Source organism: Pseudomonas rustica (assembly GCF_049959085.1).
In the GTDB taxonomy this organism is placed as follows: Bacteria; Pseudomonadota; Gammaproteobacteria; order Pseudomonadales; family Pseudomonadaceae; genus Aquipseudomonas; species Aquipseudomonas rustica.
In genome coordinates this window covers 3,395,266-3,412,754 of record NZ_CP188200.1, presented here as the reverse complement: position 1 = coordinate 3,412,754, position 17,489 = coordinate 3,395,266, and the positions used below count along the sequence as shown (strand labels likewise).

The following is a 17,489-nucleotide window of genomic DNA, read 5'->3' as shown; positions in this document are numbered from 1 at the left end:
TAGATAACCCGGTCGCCGAAATGGCCCCCGACGGCTTTTACCGCGTTGCGCTGGGCGTTGAATACAAAGGCTCGCGCTACAGCGGCTGGCAGCGCCAGTTGACGGGTGTGGCCACGGTGCAGGAAGAGCTCGAAAAAGCCCTGTCGAAAGTCGCCAACTCGCCGGTTTCCTTGCAGTGCGCCGGACGTACCGACGCCGGCGTGCATGCCTGCGGGCAAGTGGTGCATTTTGATACCACGGTCGACCGCTCGCTGAAAGCCTGGGTCATGGGCGCCAACATCAATCTGCCCCACGACATCAGCGTCAGTTGGGCGCGGGTGATGCCGGCGCATTTCCATGCGCGGTTCAAGGCCATCGCCCGGCGTTATCGCTACGTGATCTACAACGATCAGATCCGTCCGGCGCACCTCAACGAAGAAATCACCTGGAACCACCGCCCGCTCGACGTCGAGCGCATGGCCGAGGCCGCGCAGCACTTGATCGGCACCCATGACTTCAGCGCGTTTCGTGCCGGTCAGTGCCAGGCCAAGTCGCCAATCAAGAAGATGCATCACCTGCGCGTCACCCGCCACGGCAAGATGATCGTCCTCGACATCCGCGCCAACGCCTTCCTGCATCACATGGTGCGCAACATCGCTGGCGTCCTGATGACCATCGGTGCGGGCGAGCGGCCGGTCGAATGGATGAAGGAAGTGCTGGAAAGCCGTGAGCGCCGCTCCGGTGGGGTGACAGCGCATCCGTACGGCCTGTATCTGGTGCAGGTCGAGTACCACGATGAATTCCCGTTGCCCGAGCGTTTTATCGGGCCACATTTCCTTACGGGATTCTCGGAACTTGACGGCTGACGCCCTCGAACGCTTTTGTTACCATCCGGGACTTTCCCGGATTTTGCCTTGGAGTTTTTCTCGACATGTCAGCCGTTCGCAGCAAGATCTGCGGGATTACCCGCATAGAAGATGCGCTGGCCGCCGTCGAGGCCGGGGCGGATGCGATCGGATTCGTGTTTTACGCCAAGAGCCCGCGCGCAGTGTCCGTGCAACAGGCGCGGGCGATCATCCAGGCGTTGCCGCCGTTCGTGACCACCGTAGGCCTGTTCGTTAATGCCAGCCGCTGCGAGTTGGGGGAAATCCTCGATGCGGTGCCGCTGGATCTGCTGCAGTTCCACGGTGATGAAGTCGCTGAAGACTGTGAAGGCTGGCATCGCCCGTACATCAAAGCGTTGCGGGTAAAGGCTGGCGACGACATCGCCGCAGCTGTAGATGCCTACCCAAGCGCCAGCGGTGTGTTGCTCGACACCTATGTTGAAGGCGTGCCTGGCGGAACCGGTGAGGCGTTCGACTGGTCTTTGATTCCGCAAGGTTTGAGCAAGCCGTTGATTCTGGCCGGTGGCCTGACCCCGGAAAACGTCGCGGGCGCCGTGGCCCAGGTAAAACCCTATGCCGTCGACGTCAGCGGCGGGGTAGAGGCGAGCAAGGGCATCAAGGATCACGCAAAAATTCGCGCATTTATCAAAGCAGTAAAAGAGAAATAGGAACCAGCAGGAACCTGTAGGAGCTGACGAGTGCAACGAGGCTGCGATCTTTTGATCGTAAAAAACAAGATCAAAGGATCGCAGCCTCGTTGCACTCGTCAGCTCCTACAAGTTCCTACTAGTTCTTACAGAGTGGCGGTGCCGATATTGATGTGACGGCTGGCAGTCTGCCGCCGTCCATCAATGCACTTGCACAAAGCAAGCGTGGCTGAGGGTTGTCCGGATTGCACGCAGGTCATGTTTCGCGCTGACCGTGGCGGTTCACCAACCATCGCCGCACACATGAATTTAGCTCAAGGGCATACGCGGGGTTGCGAATCGAAAGGTTCGGGCCGCCGGTACTGGAGAAAGAAAGCATGAGCAACTGGTTAGTAGACAAACTGATCCCTTCGATCATGCGTTCCGAGGTCAAGAAGAGCTCGGTGCCTGAAGGTCTGTGGCACAAATGCCCGTCTTGCGAGGCTGTGCTGTATCGTCCGGAGCTGGAAAAGACCCTGGACGTTTGCCCCAAGTGCAACCACCACATGCGCATCGGCGCACGTGCGCGCATCGACATCTTCCTCGATGCCGAAGGTCGCAACGAACTGGGCGCCGATCTGGAGCCGGTTGACCGTCTGAAATTCCGTGACGGCAAGAAGTACAAGGATCGCCTGGTGGCTGCGCAAAAGCAGACCGGCGAGAAAGACGCGCTGATTTCGGTCAGCGGCACCCTGCTGGGCATGCCGGTGGTGGTTTCGGCGTTTGAATTCAGCTTCATGGGCGGTTCCATGGGCGCCATCGTTGGTGAGCGGTTTGTCCGCGCTGCCAACTACGCGCTGGAAAACCGTTGCCCGATGATCTGCTTCGCCGCTTCCGGCGGTGCGCGCATGCAGGAAGCACTGATCTCGCTGATGCAGATGGCCAAGACCTCGGCTGTGCTGGCGCGTCTGCGTGAAGAAGGCATTCCGTTCATCTCCGTGCTGACCGACCCGGTCTACGGCGGTGTTTCCGCGAGTCTGGCGATGCTCGGCGACGTGATCGTCGGTGAGCCGAAAGCCCTGATCGGCTTTGCCGGTCCGCGCGTTATCGAACAAACCGTGCGTGAAAAACTGCCGGAAGGCTTCCAGCGCAGCGAATTCCTGCTGGAACACGGCGCGATCGACATGATCATCCACCGTCAGGAACTGCGCCCGCGTCTGGGTAACCTGCTGGCACAAATGACTGGCAAGCCGACGCCGAAATTCGTCGCCGCGCCAATCGAGCCGATCGTGGTTCCACCGGTACCTGCTGGCCTATGACCGAGCGCACCCTTGGCGAATGGCTCGCCTACCTTGAGCAGTTGCATCCGTCGGCCATCGACATGGGTCTGGAGCGTTCGCAACAGGTAGCGTCCCGCATGGGGCTGGGCCAGCCGGCGCCTCGGGTGATTACGGTCACCGGCACCAACGGCAAAGGTTCGACCTGCGCATTCGTGGCTTCATTGCTGCGTGCGCAGGGCCTGAGCGTGGGTGTCTACAATTCTCCGCACCTGCTGCGTTACAACGAGCGGGTGCAGCTCAATGGCGTCGAAGCCACTGACGCACAGCTGTGCGAAGCCTTTGCTGTGGTCGAGGCCGGGCGCGGCGACACTTCCCTGACCTACTTCGAAATGGGCACCCTGGCGGCGTTCTGGCTGTTTCAACAGGCTAAACTCGACGCTGTAGTGCTGGAAGTAGGGCTGGGCGGGCGTCTGGACACGGTCAACGTGGTCGATGCCGACATCGCGCTGGTCACCAGCATTGGCGTCGATCACGCCGATTATCTGGGCGACACCCGTGAATCCGTGGCTTTCGAGAAGGCCGGGATTTTCCGTCAGGGCAAACCTGCCTTGTGTGGCGATCTGAATCCTCCGCAACCGTTGCTCGACAAGGCGCGCGAACTGGCCTGTCCGTTCTTCCTGCGCGGGCGTGATTTCGATCTCGGTATCACCGATCAGCACTGGCAGTGGCGCGGTACCGATGCGCAGGGTCAGGCTGTCGAATTGCGTGACTTGCCGCTGCTCGATCTGCCGATGGAGAACGCTGCGCTGGCGTTGCAGGCGTATCTGTTGCTCGGTTTGCCGTGGCATGCCGAGCAGATCATTGCCGCCTTGCAGGCGACTCGCGTGGTCGGGCGTCTGGATCGCCGTTCGTTCGAGTGGAACGGCAAACGCCTCAATGTGTTGCTGGATGTGGGGCATAACCCGCACGCGGCCGAGTATCTGGCCCGTCGGCTGGCCTCGCGGCCACCGGTCGGCAAGCGCCTGGCAGTGTTCGGTTTGTTGGCCGACAAGGATCTGGATGGTGTTGTCGGCGAATTGAATGCTAGTGTCGAGCATTGGGCCGTTGCGCCGCTGGATTCGCCGCGCGCACGTCCGGTGGCCGAATTAAACGCGGCATTGCAGAACCTTGGTGCGTCGGTCACGTCTTACGACAGTGTCGCCGCCGCGCTGGACGGTCAATGCGCAGTGGCGACAAGCGACGACGAGATTCTGTTGTTCGGATCATTTTATTGTGTTGCCGAGGCCCTTGAATGGTTGGCCCGGCGCTCCACGGAGGAAGCGGCAAATGGCTTTGCTGGATAAAGCGTACAAGCAGCGCATGGTGGGCGCTCTGGTGCTGGTGGCGTTGGCGGTGATTTTCCTGCCGATGCTGTTTTCGCGTCAGGACGAACAGCGTCAGGTTGTCGTGGAAGCACCGGCTGCCCCGCAAGCCCCGACCGTGCCGCAAGTGCAGGTCGAGCCGGTCGCCGTGCCTGAACCGCAAGCCTTGCCGCAAGAGCCTGTGCCGACGGACGAAGAGGTTGCCGAGCAAGAAGCGCCTTCGGCACCGATCGCCGCCGCACCGGTAGTGCCAGCGCAGATCGTCAAACCGACAACGCCGCCGCCAACCTCAAAACCGATTCCTGCGCCTGCTCAGCCGATTACTGCCGGCCCGAGCGCCGCAGCGAGCAAGCCGGACACCACGCAAAGTCGCGTCGATGCCAACGGTCTGTCGGTGAGCTGGTCGGTGCAACTGGCTAGCCTGTCGAGCCGTGCCAGCGCCGAAAGCCTGCAGAAAACCCTGCGCAGCCAGGGTTACAACGCCTATATCCGTACGGCCGATGGCAAGAATCGGGTGTTTGTCGGCCCGCTGATCGAGCGCGCTGAAGCCGATCGTTTGCGTGATCTTTTGAGCCGTCAGCAGAACCTCAAGGGTTTTGTCGTGCGCTTCCAGCCTGAGCGCGGTTAAAAACTATCGCCTCGATTGAAATGCACTGACAATCGCAGCTTACCGAGAGGCATGCGCTCTGCTAAAATGCGCCGCCTTATCCGTCTGTAGGCTGCACTGTGCCATTTACCTGGGTTGACTGGGCGATCGTTGCAATCATCGCCATCTCCGCTTTGATCAGTTTGAGCCGCGGCTTCGTCAAAGAAGCATTATCGCTGGTGACCTGGATCATCGCAGGAGTCGTCGCCTGGATGTTCGGTGGTTCATTGTCCGAGTACCTCGCCGGATACATCGAAACCCCATCGGCTCGCGTGATCGCGGGCTGTGCCATCATGTTTGTCGCCACACTGATCGTGGGCGCAATGATCAATTATCTTATCGGCGAGTTGGTACGCGTCACCGGATTATCCGGGACCGATCGATTCCTCGGCATGGCCTTCGGCGCAGCGCGTGGCGTGTTGCTGGTGGTCGTGGCGATCGGGCTGTTGAGCCTGGGGCCGGTACAGCAGGACGGGTGGTGGAAAGAATCCCAACTCGTTCCCAAGTTTCTATTGGTCGCCGACTGGTCCAAAAACCTGATCCTCGGGTGGAGCAGTCAGTGGCTTGCCAGCGGAATCAGCGTACCCGCTGATATTCCGTTCAAGGAGCAACTCTTGCCGTCGGCGAAAACGCCTCAGTGAGTGTTGTTCAGTTCAGATCCATTAAGTAGGGGTTGCGTCGCATGTGTGGCATCGTCGGTATCGTCGGTAAGTCGAACGTCAATCAGGCGCTGTATGACGCGCTAACCGTGCTCCAGCACCGCGGCCAGGACGCTGCCGGTATCGTGACCAGCCATGATGGCCGGTTGTTCTTGCGCAAGGACAATGGCCTGGTGCGTGACGTGTTTCAACAGCGTCACATGCAGCGTCTGGTCGGCCACATGGGTATCGGTCACGTCCGCTATCCAACCGCGGGCAGCTCGACTTCGGCCGAAGCCCAGCCGTTTTACGTCAACTCGCCTTACGGCATCACCCTGGCGCATAACGGTAACCTGACCAACGTTGAACAGTTGGCCAAAGAGATCTACGAATCCGATCTGCGTCACGTCAACACCAGTTCCGACTCGGAAGTGCTGCTGAATGTGTTCGCTCACGAGCTGGCCCAGCGCGGCAAGCTGCAACCGACCGAAGAAGACGTGTTTGCCGCCGTGACCGACGTGCACAACCGTTGCGTCGGCGGTTACGCGGTGGTCGCGATGATCACCGGTTACGGCATCGTCGGTTTCCGTGACCCGCACGGCATCCGTCCGATCGTGTTCGGCCAGCGTCACACCGACGAAGGCGTCGAGTACATGATCGCCTCGGAAAGCGTTTCCCTGGACGTGCTCGGTTTCACCCTGATTCGCGACCTGGCGCCGGGCGAAGCGGTCTACATCACTGAAGAGGGCAAGCTGCACACCCGTCAGTGCGCGACCAATCCTTCGCTGACCCCATGCATCTTCGAACACGTTTATCTGGCGCGTCCGGATTCGATCATCGACGGCGTGTCGGTCTATAAGGCCCGTCTGCGCATGGGTGAAAAACTCGCCGAGAAGATCCTGCGCGAGCGTCCAGAGCACGACATCGACGTGGTCATCCCGATTCCGGACACCAGCCGTACCGCGGCACTGGAACTGGCGAACCACCTGGGCGTGAAATTCCGCGAAGGCTTCGTCAAGAACCGTTACATCGGCCGTACCTTCATCATGCCGGGCCAGGCAGCGCGCAAGAAGTCGGTGCGCCAGAAGCTCAACGCCATCGAGCTGGAATTCCGCGGCAAGAACGTGATGCTGGTCGACGACTCGATCGTGCGCGGCACCACGTGCAAGCAGATCATCCAGATGGCCCGCGAAGCCGGCGCGAAAAACGTCTACTTCTGCTCGGCTGCTCCGGCGGTGCGCTTCCCGAACGTGTACGGCATCGACATGCCAAGCGCTCACGAGTTGATTGCACACAACCGTTCGACCCAGGACGTGGCGGATCTGATCGGCGCTGACTGGCTGATCTATCAGGACTTGCCTGACTTGATCGAAGCGGTCGGTGGCGGCAAGATCAAGATCGAGAGCTTTGATTGCGCGGTGTTCGACGGCAAATATGTTACCGGCGACGTCGATGAGGCGTATCTGGACAAGATCGAGCAGGCGCGTAACGACTCCTCGAAGATCAAGACCCAGGCGGTCAGTGCGATCATCGATCTGTACAACAACTAAGTAATCACCGGCCTGTAGGAGCAAGGCTTGCCCGCGAAGCTTTTGGCGCTGCCAGAGGCCCCATCGCGGGCAAGCCCTGCTCCTACAAAGGCATCACGCCTCCGGGCCGGTTTTGTATCTATTTCAGAACAGGGCAAGGAGTGACAGCATGAGTCAGGAATGGGATGCCGGTCGGCTGGACAGCGACCTTGAAGGCGTAGCGTTCGATACCCTGGCCGTACGTGCCGGTCAGCACCGTACGCCGGAAGGTGAGCACGGTGATCCGATGTTCTTCACCTCCAGTTACGTGTTCCGCACTGCCGCCGACGCGGCCGCGCGCTTTGCCGGCGAAGTGCCGGGCAACGTTTACTCGCGTTACACCAACCCGACCGTGCGCGCGTTCGAAGAGCGCATTGCTGCGCTGGAAGGCGCCGAGCAGGCCGTTGCCACCGCAACCGGCATGGCCGCGATCCTGGCGGTGGTGATGAGCCTGTGCAGCGCTGGCGATCACGTGCTGGTCTCGCGCAGCGTGTTCGGTTCGACCATCAGTCTGTTCGAGAAGTACTTCAAGCGTTTCGGCGTGGAAGTCGATTACGTGCCGCTGGCCGATCTGTCGGGCTGGGACGCGGCGATCAAGCCGAACACCAAATTGCTCTTCGTCGAGTCGCCGTCCAATCCTCTGGCTGAACTGGTCGATATCGCCGCGCTGGCAGAAATCGCGCACGCCAAAGGCGCGATGCTGGTGGTCGACAACTGCTTCTGCACGCCAGCCTTGCAGCAGCCGCTGAAAATGGGCGCGGACATCGTCGTGCATTCGGCGACCAAGTTCATCGACGGCCAAGGCCGTTGCATGGGCGGCGTGGTCGCCGGTCGCAGCGAGCAGATGAAAGAAATCGTTGGTTTCCTGCGCACTGCCGGGCCGACCCTGAGCCCGTTCAATGCGTGGATCTTCCTCAAGGGGCTGGAAACCCTCAACCTGCGGATGAAGGCGCACTGTGCCAACGCCCAGCAACTGGCCGAATGGCTGGAGCAGCAGGACGGCATCGAGAAAGTCCATTACGCCGGTCTCAAGAGCCATCCGCAGCACGAACTGGCCCAGCGTCAGCAGAAGGGCTTTGGCGCGGTGGTGAGCTTTGAGGTCAAGGGTGGCAAAGAGGGCGCGTGGCGCTTTATCGATGCAACTCGACTGATTTCGATCACCGCCAACCTCGGCGACAGCAAAACCACGATCACCCACCCGAGCACCACTTCTCACGGTCGCTTGGCGCCGCAAGAGCGTGAAGCAGCGGGAATCCGTGACAGCCTGATCCGAATTGCGGTCGGTCTGGAAGACGTGGCGGATCTGCAAGCCGATCTGGCGCGCGGTCTGGCAGCGCTGTGATCGAGTTGTCGACCCCGAAACCCGGTACTCATGGCCGCGTTGCGCTGGTCACCGGTGCCGCGCGCGGTATCGGTCTGGGGATTGCGGCATGGCTGATCAGCGAAGGCTGGCAAGTGGTGCTGACGGATCTGGATCGTGCGCGCGGTTCGAAAGTGGCGAAGGTGCTGGGCGAAAGTGCCTGGTTCATCGCCATGGACGTTGCCGACGAAGCTCAGGTCGCGCTCGGTGTGGCTGAAGTGTTGGGGCAGTTTGGTCGTCTCGATGCGCTGGTGTGCAACGCGGCCGTGGCTGATCCGCACAACATCACCCTGGAAAGCCTCGATCTGGCCTACTGGAATCGTGTGTTGGCGGTGAACCTCAGTGGGCCGATGTTGCTGGCCAAGCACTGCGCGCCGTATCTGCGCGCTCACAACGGTTCGATCGTCAATCTGGCTTCGACCCGTGCGCGGCAATCGGAAGCCGACTCTGAGGCATATGCGGCGAGCAAGGGCGGGTTGTTGGCGCTGACGCATGCGTTGGCGATCAGTCTGGGGCCGGAGATTCGTGTTAACGCGGTCAGCCCGGGCTGGATCGATGCGCGCGATCCTTCTGCGCGTCGGGCGGAGCCTTTGGCTGATGCTGATCATGCTCAGCATCCGGCGGGCAGGGTAGGGACGGTCGAAGACGTGGCGGCGATGGTTGCGTGGTTGCTGTCAAGGAATGCCGGGTTTGTCACCGGGCAGGAATTCGTCGTCGATGGCGGTATGACCAAGAAGATGATTTACACAGAGTAAGAAGCGAAGCCGCGAACGTGTAGGAGTGAGCCTGCTCGCGATAGCGGTTTCATGGATGTTACTTTCTCAGGGATTGAAGCAATTTCGTCTTTTTTAGAAAAACTTCAATCCTGCTATTGACTTAGGTTCGCTACCTGCGTAAATTTCGCGGCCTCGGAGATGCAAACGGGTGATTAGCTCAGCTGGGAGAGCGTCTGCCTTACAAGCAGAATGTCGGCGGTTCGATCCCGTCATCACCCACCACTCCCGAGAAACTTGCGTAAGCAAGAACGTAGGCTGAAAGTGCCTGCACCGACGCGCAGCGGTAGTTCAGTCGGTTAGAATACCGGCCTGTCACGCCGGGGGTCGCGGGTTCGAGTCCCGTCCGCTGCGCCATATTGTACAAATCAGACTTGTCTGGTTTGCGATTGAAAAGCACCGAAGCTTTCAATCAAAACGAGTTACTTGAGCGCAAGCTCAAAGCGATACGCAGCGGTAGTTCAGTCGGTTAGAATACCGGCCTGTCACGCCGGGGGTCGCGGGTTCGAGTCCCGTCCGCTGCGCCATATCTGCTTCAAGGATCACTGAACGCCTTGAAGCACCGAAAGCAACCGTTGGTTGATTCGGAATCGATAGCAAAGACCCTGGTCGAAAGATCGGGGTTTTTTGTGTCTGAAATTTGACCTCCGCTCCCATCACGCAACCCGGCTCCCTGTAGGAGCTGCGGCACGCTGCGATCTTTTGATCTTGATCGTAAAAAACAGGATTAAAAGATCGCAGCCTCGTTTCACTCGACAGCTCCTGCAAGGGATGCCTGTAACCATCCTGCGGTGCCACGTCGCATTGTCTTTTTTGATTCTTTAGTCAGAAATTTGTATCTGGTTGTTTGCTGCGAGCGCAGAAACCTTTAAAGTTAACCTTTCGGTCAGCTTTGCACTGTCATTTCGTCCTTCGTTTAGCCAAGAAGGGCTTCTGCAAGACTCGAGATTCCCCAGTAGATAACCAGAAGGGCGGATGTATAACCGTCCAGAGGATGATCCATGTCCAACCGTGAAATAACCCGGCGCTCGTTCCTCCAGGGCGGGCTGGTGGCGGGTGTGAGCGTCACGCTTACGCCGCTCAGCACCCAGGCGCTGGCTGCCTTGATGGAAAACAGCGTGACCGTGCCGTCCGAAAAATGGCTCGGCAACAACGGCAAAGCGCGCCAGCGTAACGATGCCTTGTCGAAAGTCTGCGGCAGCAAAGTCTTTGCCCGCGACATCCGTTCCAAGGACATGCCGGGCTGGCCCGAGCAGCAAGGCCACGCCATGCTGCTGAAAACCATCAAGGCCGACCATATCTATGCCGGCTACGACCTGTCGTGGCTTGGCGCCGATCTGCAGCCTGACCGCATCGTCACCGCTGCCGATCTGGACAAGGACGGTATCGTCTTCCCTGAGGAGCATGCACCGGATCCGCTGCTGCCTGAGGGCAAAGTGCCGATGTTCATTGGTCACCCGGTAGCGATCCTGATCTGGAACGACTTCGAGCGTTTCCGTCAGGCCAAGAACAAACTCAAATTCAATGACAAAGCGATTCGTTACGGCGCCAAAGTGCCGTTCTACGAAGGCGATCCCTACGGCAGCTTCCGCTACGTGCGCGTGGGCGGCCCGACCTCGGCAGATGAAGACGAATTCGCCAGCCTCAAGGATTCGATCCTGTTCCCGATGCTGAAAAACCGTCGCCCGGTGTGGAATTCCCAGCCGAACCTGCACGGTAATCTCACCGAGCGTGGCCTGTTCTACGCCGATCGCATGAAGGGCCAGATCAGCACGCCGCCGGACAACTGGCTGGTGTTCGATGAGCGCTACAAGACGCCGTCGATCGAACCGGCCGCCATGGAGCCGGACAACGGCAACGGCTGGTACGACCCGAAAACCAAGACCCTGCATTTCGTGGTGGCTACCCAGTGCCCATTGGAAGCGGCGACCGAGACCGCGAAAATGATTTCGCCGTCGCGCTTCGGCCTGGACAACCTGAACATGCACCCGGGTTACACCGTGGGTTACGGTTCCAAAGACCACAACATCTTCGTTTACTACGCCGCCCTCGCTGCGCTGTACGGCGCCGGTGTGCCAGTGCGTCTGGCGAACGACCGTTACGAGCAGTTCCAGAGCGGCATCAAGCGTCACCCGTTCGACATTCGCTACCAGTTGGCCGTGGACAAGAACGATCAGACCTTCAAGATATTCCTCGCTGATATGAGCGTCGACGGCGGTGGCCGGATCAACTACAGCCCGTCGGTGGCCGCTGTGGGCGCCACGGCTGCGCAGTCGATTTACTACATGCCGCAGAACGACCTGCAAGTCACTGCGTATCACTCGCGTGGTGTTGAAGCCGGTTCGATGCGCGGTTACGGCACCCTGCAAAGCATGGCGGCGACCGAAATGATGGTCGACGAAATCGCCGATCGCCTGAACGTCGATGCCATCGAACTGCGCCGCAAGAACGCGCTGCGTTCGGGGATGAAAAATACCCAGGGCGCGATCCCTGCCGGTGCTTTGCGTCTGCACGAGATTCTCGACAAGGCTGCTGCACACGAGGTCTGGAAAAACCGCGACGCGATCAAGAAACAACGCGAAGCCGCTGACCCGGATAACTGGTACGGCGTTGGTTTCGCCATCTGCCAGAAAGACTTTGGCACCGGTTCTGAAGCGCCGATGGCCAGCATCGAATTCACCGCTGACGGTCGCATCACCTTGCGCCACATCGGTATCGAAATCGGCACCGGCATGTCCACTTCGCAAGCCTTGGTCGTCGCCGATTTCCTCGGCAGCCCGGCCCACGAAGTGAAGACTGGCGAAACCGAATGGAAGGAAATGCAGCTGATCACCAGCGGCAACCCTTACATCATGAGCCAGGCCGACCAAGATAACCTGCTGCGCAATCCACGCTGGGTCGGCAAGTTGGCCTCGGCGTCGTCCGCGACCAACTCGGCTTACTACTTCAGTCACGCCACCCGTGAAGCAGCCCGCGTGTTGTTCAACAACGGTTTGTGGCCGGCGGCCATGGAGATCTGGCGTCAGGGCCCTTACGGCGGCCAAGCCAACCCATACGTTGTGCGTCGCGAAGATGCGCACTGGGTGGATGGCAAGCTGACTGCCAACGGCATGCAGCCGCTGACCTTCGAAGAACTGGCCAAGCACGCTCACGAGCGTGGTCTGGTCACCGGCGCCACCGTTCATGCGTTCAACCGCTGGAGCTGGGCTGAGGCCGAATACAGCATCGACGGCGTGCGCGAGCGTCTGCCGCTCGACGGTCTGGCGGTGAAATACGGTGATGGTGCGCCGAAAGCCAAGAAAGCGTTGATGACCACGTCTGGTTTCCATCTGCTGGATCGCCAGAACATCAACTACCCGGTTGTTCAGTTGAACAACGCTGCCGTGACTTACTACAGCCCGGTCGCCACGCTGGTCGAGTTGAAGGTCAGCAAAGGCTCGCTGGATGTTGAAGTGCTCAACCACCATTCGTGGGTCGAGTGCGGTCGTGTGTTGGTTGAAGAATTGGTCAAGGGCCAGCTCGAAGGCGGTATCGCCATGGGCATCGGTCACGCTCTGATGGAAGAGATGCCGCTGTACGAAGGCGGGCCGGGGGAGGGTGACTGGAACTTCAACCGTTACCGTCTGCCGATGGCGCGTCACGTTGCCGTGTGGAAACAGACGTCGGAGATTCTCCCGGCACTGTCGCCGAGCGATCCGTCCAAAGGCATCGCTGAAGTGGTGATGATCCCGGTTGTCGGGGCCATCGGTAACGCCGTGGCGCATGCCATCGGTAAACGTGTTCGCGATCTGCCTATCACTCCAGCGCGCATCAAGGAGGCCCTCAATGGCTAACCGTCCGCTTCAACTGACCCTCAATGGTCAATCCGTCGGCCCGGTGGACATCCCTGATGACCTGCCGATGATCGACTACCTGCACGAATACAAAAACCTCACCGGCTCGCGTCTGGGCTGCGGTCAAGGTATCTGCCACGCTTGCGTGGTGATTGTCGATAACCCGGACGGCACCAGCGAAGAAGTGCGCACCTGCATCACCGGCGCGCATTACTTCGAAGGCAAGAAAGTCCGCACCATCGAATCGCACGCCAAGCGTGACGAAGCGGGCCAGGTCACTGAGCTGAACCCGATCCAGCAACGTTTCGTCGATGAGTTCGCGTTCCAGTGCAGCTACTGCGCGCCAGGCTTCGTCAACGCCGCGACCGTGCTGGTCGAGAAGCTGCAACGCCAGCCGACCGTGCAAAGCAAACTCGAGCAAGTCATCGAAGACAGCCTCGGCCATCACATCTGCCGTTGCACCGGGTACGTGCGTTACTACAACGCCACCCGCAACGTGCTGACCGATCTCGGCCTGGTCAAGGAGGGTTAAGCATGAAGCTTTTTCTGACCCGACTGACCCTGGCGGTCGGTCTGGCTGCGCCGGTGTTGTTTGCTCACGCCGATGATCAGGTCAAACGCGGCGAGTATCTGGCTCGCGGCGCTGACTGCATGGCGTGCCACACTGCACCGGGCGGCGCGCCGTTTGCCGGCGGGCTGCCGATCGTCTCGCCGTTCGGCACGATCTACGGCACCAACATCACGCCGAGCAAAGAGCACGGCATCGGTTTGTACAACGATGACGAGTTCTTCGCCGCGCTGACCGAAGGCAAGCGTCGCGACGGTGCGAACCTGTATCCGGCGATGCCATACACCTCGTATCACCTGATGCCGCGCGAAGATTCGGACGCGATCCATGCGTACCTGAAAACCATCGAGCCGATCGAGCGCGCTGCACCGGTCACCAGTTTGAGCTTCCCGTTCAACGTGCGTCTGGGCCTGATGGGCTGGAACGTGCTGTACGGCAAAGCCCTCAAACTGGAGCCGGCCGAAGGTAAAAGTGAAGCGTGGAAGCGCGGCCAGTACATGGTCGAAGTCCTCGGCCACTGCGGCGAATGCCACACGCCACGCGGCCTGCCGGGCGCGATGGAACTGGACAAACGCCTGACGGGCGGCATCCTCAATGGTTATCTGGCGCCAAGCCTGCTGGCCACTGATCTGGCCGCGCGCGGCTGGAACGAACAGGATCTGAGCACGTTCCTCAAGCACGGCATGAGCGCGCAAGGCACGATGTTCAACGAGATGTTCCCGGTGTTCCACAACAGCACTCAGGGGCTGAGCGATCAGGATCTGGCAGCGATGGCGACGTTCCTGCTTGGCGACAAACCGCCGGCAGCCAAAGCGCTGGTTGAAGTGCCGGTCGAGAAACTCAGCGCCAGTGCCCAGCGCGGTCAGCAGGAATACCTGAACGTCTGCGCCGGTTGCCATGCGGTCGGTGGCGAAGGCAAACCGCACATCGCGGTGGCCATGCGCGGCAACACCACGCTGCGTCTGGAAGATCCACGCAACCTGTTGCGCGTGATCGAGGATGGTATCGGCGAACAGAAATTCTCCGGTTTCGAGCGCATGCAACCGATGCCGGGTTTCGCCGACAAACTCAAGCCTGAGCAACTGACCGATCTGCTCAACTACCTGCGTCAAGGTTGGGGTGGTCAGTCGGCTGAACTGGCGGTGGGTGACGTGCAGAAGCTGCAAGCTGACGCACCGTCCATCGAGCACAAGGCGCACTGACATGCAGCATCTCGATCTGCAAGTGGTTCGGCGAGCGCTGGAGTGGTCGGTGGCGGGGCAGCGCATTTGGCTCTGCACCGTGCTGACCACCTACGGCTCGGCGCCGCGCGCGCCGGGTTCGCTGCTGGCGGTGAACGAAGGCGGGCAGTGGATCGGATCGCTGTCGGGTGGCTGCGTCGAGGAAGACTTTCTTGAGCGCGTCGCCGAAGGTGCATTTCTCGATGCGATCAACGTCGTGCGTTATGGCGAAGGCGACGATCCGCGCTCGCGGGTCAGCCTGCCGTGCGGCGGCATTCTCGATGTGCTGGTTGAGAAATTTGACGCTGACTGCGAGGTGCAGGCGCATCTGCGTGAATTGGAATCGGCGCTGCTTGGTCAGCGTCGATTGATTCGCGAGGTCGATCTGGCCAGCGGTGCGCGCAGCCTGTTCGCTGATCGCGAGCAGGGCGCGCGCATCGAGCGTGAGATTGATCGGGTGCGTATCCGCATCGGCGCGGCGCAACGTTTGTTGCTCGCCGGCTATTCCAGCGTCGCGCAGGCGTGTGCCGAATTTGCTGTCGGCCTCGGCTTTGAAGTGATTCTCTGCGATCCGCGCGATGAAGTGCTTGAAGGTGTGGTGCTCAATGGCGTGGAAATTCGTCGGCAACTGCCATCGGTGTTTATTGCCGATGGTGGCTGCCACCGTGATACGGCGGTGGTGGCGCTGACACATGATCCGCGCATTGACGATCTGGCGATGATGGAGGCAGTGCGTACCGAAGCGTTCTACATTGGCGTGATGGGTTCGCTGCAGACATCGCAGAAACGCTTTGAGCGCCTGCGCCGGATTGGCGGGCTGGGGGAGAGTGAGTTGGCGCGAATTCATGCGCCGATCGGGCTTAACCTTGGCAGCAAGACGCCGGCGGAGATTGCCTTGGCGGTACTCGCCGATATCCTGCGGATTCGTAGCGGTATCGCTCGCGACCAGCTCTGATTAACTGGTAGATGCATTTGTGGCGAGGGGATTTATCCCCGATGGACTGCGTAGCAGTCCCATTTTTTGGGGCCGCTGCGCGACCCATCGGGGATAAATCCCCTCACCACAAGGTTTCCATAGCTCGAATTTAAAAACCGTACTTATCCCGCAACCCGTAATACCAAGCCCCCAACGCCGCAAACGGCGTGCGCAACATCTGCCCGCCCGGGAACGGGTAGTGCGGCAAATCCGCAAACGCATCAAAACGCTCAGCCTGGCCGCGCAATGCCTCAGCCAACACTTTGCCGGCCAGATGCGTATACGTCACGCCATGACCGCTGCAGCCCTGCGAGTAATAGATGTTGTCACCCAGCCGCCCAACCTGCGGTAAACGCGACAAGGTCAGCAGGAAATTTCCTGTCCAGGCGTAATCAATCTTCACATCCTTGAGCTGCGGAAACGCCTTGAGCATTTTCGGACGGATGATCGCCTCGATGTTCGCCGGATCCCGGGCGCCGTAAACAACGCCGCCGCCGAAGATCAGACGCTTGTCGCCGGTCAGTCGGTAATAGTCGAGCAAGTAGTTGCAGTCCTCGACGCAGTAATCCTGCGGCAACAGCGCTTTCGCCAGCTCATCACCCAGCGGCTCGGTGGTGATCACCTGCGTGCCACACGGCATCGATTTCGCTGCCAGTTCCGGCACCAAATTGCCGAGGTAAGCGTTGCCCGCAACGATGATGAACTTGGCCCGCACCTTGCCCTGCGGCGTATGCACGACCGGGTTAGCGCCGCGCTCGATACGCACAGCGGGCGATTGCTCATAAATGCTGCCGCCCAACGACTCCACAGCGGCCGCTTCGCCTAGCGCGAGGTTCAGCGGATGAATGTGCCCGCCGCTCATGTCGAGCATGCCGCCGACATATTGATCACACGCCACCACTTCGCGAATGCGGCGCTGATCGAGTAGCTCGAGCTGCGTATGGCCAAAGCGCTCCCACAGGCGCTTCTGCGATTCCAGATGACCCATCTGCTTGGCAGTCAGCGCAGCAAACACGCCGCCGTCCTTCAAGTCGCACTGAATGTTGTACTTGGCCACACGCTCACGAATGATCCGCCCACCTTCAAACGCCATCTGCCCGAGCAGTTGCGCCTGCTTCGGCCCGACACTGCGCTCGATCACATCAATGTCGCGGCTATAACTGTTAACGATCTGCCCGCCATTGCGCCCCGACGCGCCGAAACCGACCTTGGCCGCCTCCAGCACCGTCACGCGAAAACCGTTCTCCAGCAGAAACAACGCCGAGGACAGCCCGGTATACCCGGCGCCGATCACACAGACGTCCGTCTCCACGTCATCCTGCAAAACAGGGCGGGGCGGTACGGCATTGGCCGACGCAGCGTAATAGGACTCTGGGTAAGGGGTGTTCGCCATCCTGCAGCCTCTGTTTAATATATTTTACGAGTGCATCGATCCTACCCGAGTTGAAAAACCTCCGCCAGCCACCGGAAAATCCTCGTCGCCGACTCGAAATTAAATATTTTGCATATTCATAGGGTTAGGTGAAAAAAAGGTGTTGACACCCCTCCGGAATTCCGTAGAATGCCGCCTCACAGCAGGCACGTAGCTCAGTTGGTTAGAGCACCACCTTGACATGGTGGGGGTCGTTGGTTCGAGTCCAATCGCGCCTACCAAACAAAATCCGCTCTGCTGGGCGGTCTAGAAGGGCTCACCGAAAGGTGGGCCCTTTTTTGTTGTCTGCGATTTGCAAGGCCCGTTTCGGAGCGAGGATCTTCGCCAATCCTGACTGCTGCTACA

Annotated in this window: 14 protein-coding genes and 4 tRNA genes; 17 read left to right on the top strand and 1 reads right to left on the bottom strand. The window is 60.0% G+C overall.

All coding sequences use genetic code 11. The features are described from left to right. The first annotated feature begins 20 nt into the window (after positions 1 to 20). From truA to ACP3TY_RS15510, 16 genes are all read left to right on the top strand, one after another. Positions 21 to 845, top strand: coding sequence for a tRNA pseudouridine(38-40) synthase TruA (truA, locus tag ACP3TY_RS15585; protein WP_077571926.1), 825 nt, complete (start codon positions 21 to 23; stop codon positions 843 to 845). A 65-nt stretch (positions 846 to 910) separates the two neighbouring features. Beyond that, entirely contained in the window at positions 911 to 1,531 is a 621-nt protein-coding gene (locus ACP3TY_RS15580; protein WP_426617926.1) for a phosphoribosylanthranilate isomerase, read from the top strand. A gap of 356 nt (positions 1,532 to 1,887) precedes the next feature. After that, positions 1,888 to 2,808, top strand: a complete 921-nt coding sequence (gene accD, locus ACP3TY_RS15575; protein WP_008083214.1) for an acetyl-CoA carboxylase, carboxyltransferase subunit beta — start codon at positions 1,888 to 1,890, stop codon at positions 2,806 to 2,808. Continuing rightward, positions 2,805 to 4,112, top strand: coding sequence for a bifunctional tetrahydrofolate synthase/dihydrofolate synthase (gene folC / locus ACP3TY_RS15570; RefSeq protein ID WP_426617925.1), 1,308 nt, complete (start codon positions 2,805 to 2,807; stop codon positions 4,110 to 4,112). The genes accD and folC overlap by 4 nt, the downstream gene beginning before the upstream one ends. Further along, positions 4,096 to 4,758: an SPOR domain-containing protein gene (locus ACP3TY_RS15565; protein WP_282354448.1), complete on the top strand. Its 663-nt coding sequence runs from the start codon at positions 4,096 to 4,098 to the stop codon at positions 4,756 to 4,758. Before folC ends, ACP3TY_RS15565 begins: the two co-directional genes overlap by 17 nt. Positions 4,759 to 4,856: 98 nt before the next feature. Further along, positions 4,857 to 5,417 carry a CvpA family protein gene (locus ACP3TY_RS15560; RefSeq protein ID WP_053118946.1) on the top strand — a complete coding sequence of 187 codons (561 nt, stop codon included), beginning with the start codon at positions 4,857 to 4,859 and terminating at the stop codon, positions 5,415 to 5,417. Positions 5,418 to 5,458: 41 nt separating this feature from the next. Next, entirely contained in the window at positions 5,459 to 6,964 is a 1,506-nt protein-coding gene (gene purF / locus ACP3TY_RS15555; protein WP_053118948.1) for an amidophosphoribosyltransferase, read from the top strand. A gap of 148 nt (positions 6,965 to 7,112) precedes the next feature. Beyond that, entirely contained in the window at positions 7,113 to 8,324 is a 1,212-nt protein-coding gene (locus ACP3TY_RS15550; protein ID WP_053118950.1) for an O-succinylhomoserine sulfhydrylase, read from the top strand. After that, positions 8,321 to 9,097: an SDR family oxidoreductase gene (locus ACP3TY_RS15545; protein WP_053118953.1), complete on the top strand. Its 777-nt coding sequence runs from the start codon at positions 8,321 to 8,323 to the stop codon at positions 9,095 to 9,097. Before ACP3TY_RS15550 ends, ACP3TY_RS15545 begins: the two co-directional genes overlap by 4 nt. Positions 9,098 to 9,264: 167 nt before the next feature. After that, positions 9,265 to 9,340: transfer RNA gene (locus ACP3TY_RS15540), tRNA-Val, on the top strand. Positions 9,341 to 9,395: 55 nt separating this feature from the next. Further along, positions 9,396 to 9,472: transfer RNA gene (locus tag ACP3TY_RS15535), tRNA-Asp, on the top strand. A gap of 93 nt (positions 9,473 to 9,565) precedes the next feature. After that, positions 9,566 to 9,642, top strand: a tRNA-Asp gene (locus tag ACP3TY_RS15530). A 474-nt stretch (positions 9,643 to 10,116) separates the two neighbouring features. After that, positions 10,117 to 12,948: a xanthine dehydrogenase family protein molybdopterin-binding subunit gene (locus ACP3TY_RS15525; RefSeq protein ID WP_426617924.1), complete on the top strand. Its 2,832-nt coding sequence runs from the start codon at positions 10,117 to 10,119 to the stop codon at positions 12,946 to 12,948. Continuing rightward, positions 12,941 to 13,480 carry a (2Fe-2S)-binding protein gene (locus ACP3TY_RS15520; RefSeq protein ID WP_053118958.1) on the top strand — a complete coding sequence of 180 codons (540 nt, stop codon included), beginning with the start codon at positions 12,941 to 12,943 and terminating at the stop codon, positions 13,478 to 13,480. Before ACP3TY_RS15525 ends, ACP3TY_RS15520 begins: the two co-directional genes overlap by 8 nt. A 2-nt stretch (positions 13,481 to 13,482) precedes the next feature. Continuing rightward, positions 13,483 to 14,718, top strand: coding sequence for a c-type cytochrome (locus tag ACP3TY_RS15515; protein WP_426617923.1), 1,236 nt, complete (start codon positions 13,483 to 13,485; stop codon positions 14,716 to 14,718). A 1-nt stretch (position 14,719) separates the two neighbouring features. Then, entirely contained in the window at positions 14,720 to 15,691 is a 972-nt protein-coding gene (locus ACP3TY_RS15510; RefSeq protein WP_053118962.1) for an XdhC family protein, read from the top strand. Positions 15,692 to 15,821: 130 nt separating this feature from the next. Here the strand turns inward: ACP3TY_RS15510 and ACP3TY_RS15505 are convergent, their stop codons facing one another. Next, entirely contained in the window at positions 15,822 to 17,105 is a 1,284-nt protein-coding gene (locus tag ACP3TY_RS15505) for an NAD(P)/FAD-dependent oxidoreductase (RefSeq protein ID WP_053118964.1), read from the bottom strand. A 183-nt stretch (positions 17,106 to 17,288) separates the two neighbouring features. Here ACP3TY_RS15505 and ACP3TY_RS15500 point away from each other — a divergent pair. Next, a tRNA-Val gene (locus ACP3TY_RS15500) sits at positions 17,289 to 17,365 on the top strand. Positions 17,366 to 17,489 lie beyond the last annotated feature (124 nt).

Coding starts and splice junctions, on each gene's coding strand:
- truA (WP_077571926.1), top strand. CDS start 21: ATGGCCCCCGACGGCTTTTACCGCGTTGCGCTGGGCGTTGAATACAAA.
- ACP3TY_RS15580 (WP_426617926.1), top strand. CDS start 911: ATGTCAGCCGTTCGCAGCAAGATCTGCGGGATTACCCGCATAGAAGAT.
- accD (WP_008083214.1), top strand. CDS start 1,888: ATGAGCAACTGGTTAGTAGACAAACTGATCCCTTCGATCATGCGTTCC.
- folC (WP_426617925.1), top strand. CDS start 2,805: ATGACCGAGCGCACCCTTGGCGAATGGCTCGCCTACCTTGAGCAGTTG.
- ACP3TY_RS15565 (WP_282354448.1), top strand. CDS start 4,096: ATGGCTTTGCTGGATAAAGCGTACAAGCAGCGCATGGTGGGCGCTCTG.
- purF (WP_053118948.1), top strand. CDS start 5,459: ATGTGTGGCATCGTCGGTATCGTCGGTAAGTCGAACGTCAATCAGGCG.
- ACP3TY_RS15550 (WP_053118950.1), top strand. CDS start 7,113: ATGAGTCAGGAATGGGATGCCGGTCGGCTGGACAGCGACCTTGAAGGC.
- ACP3TY_RS15525 (WP_426617924.1), top strand. CDS start 10,117: ATGTCCAACCGTGAAATAACCCGGCGCTCGTTCCTCCAGGGCGGGCTG.
- ACP3TY_RS15520 (WP_053118958.1), top strand. CDS start 12,941: ATGGCTAACCGTCCGCTTCAACTGACCCTCAATGGTCAATCCGTCGGC.
- ACP3TY_RS15515 (WP_426617923.1), top strand. CDS start 13,483: ATGAAGCTTTTTCTGACCCGACTGACCCTGGCGGTCGGTCTGGCTGCG.
- ACP3TY_RS15510 (WP_053118962.1), top strand. CDS start 14,720: ATGCAGCATCTCGATCTGCAAGTGGTTCGGCGAGCGCTGGAGTGGTCG.
- ACP3TY_RS15505 (WP_053118964.1), bottom strand. CDS start 17,105: ATGGCGAACACCCCTTACCCAGAGTCCTATTACGCTGCGTCGGCCAAT.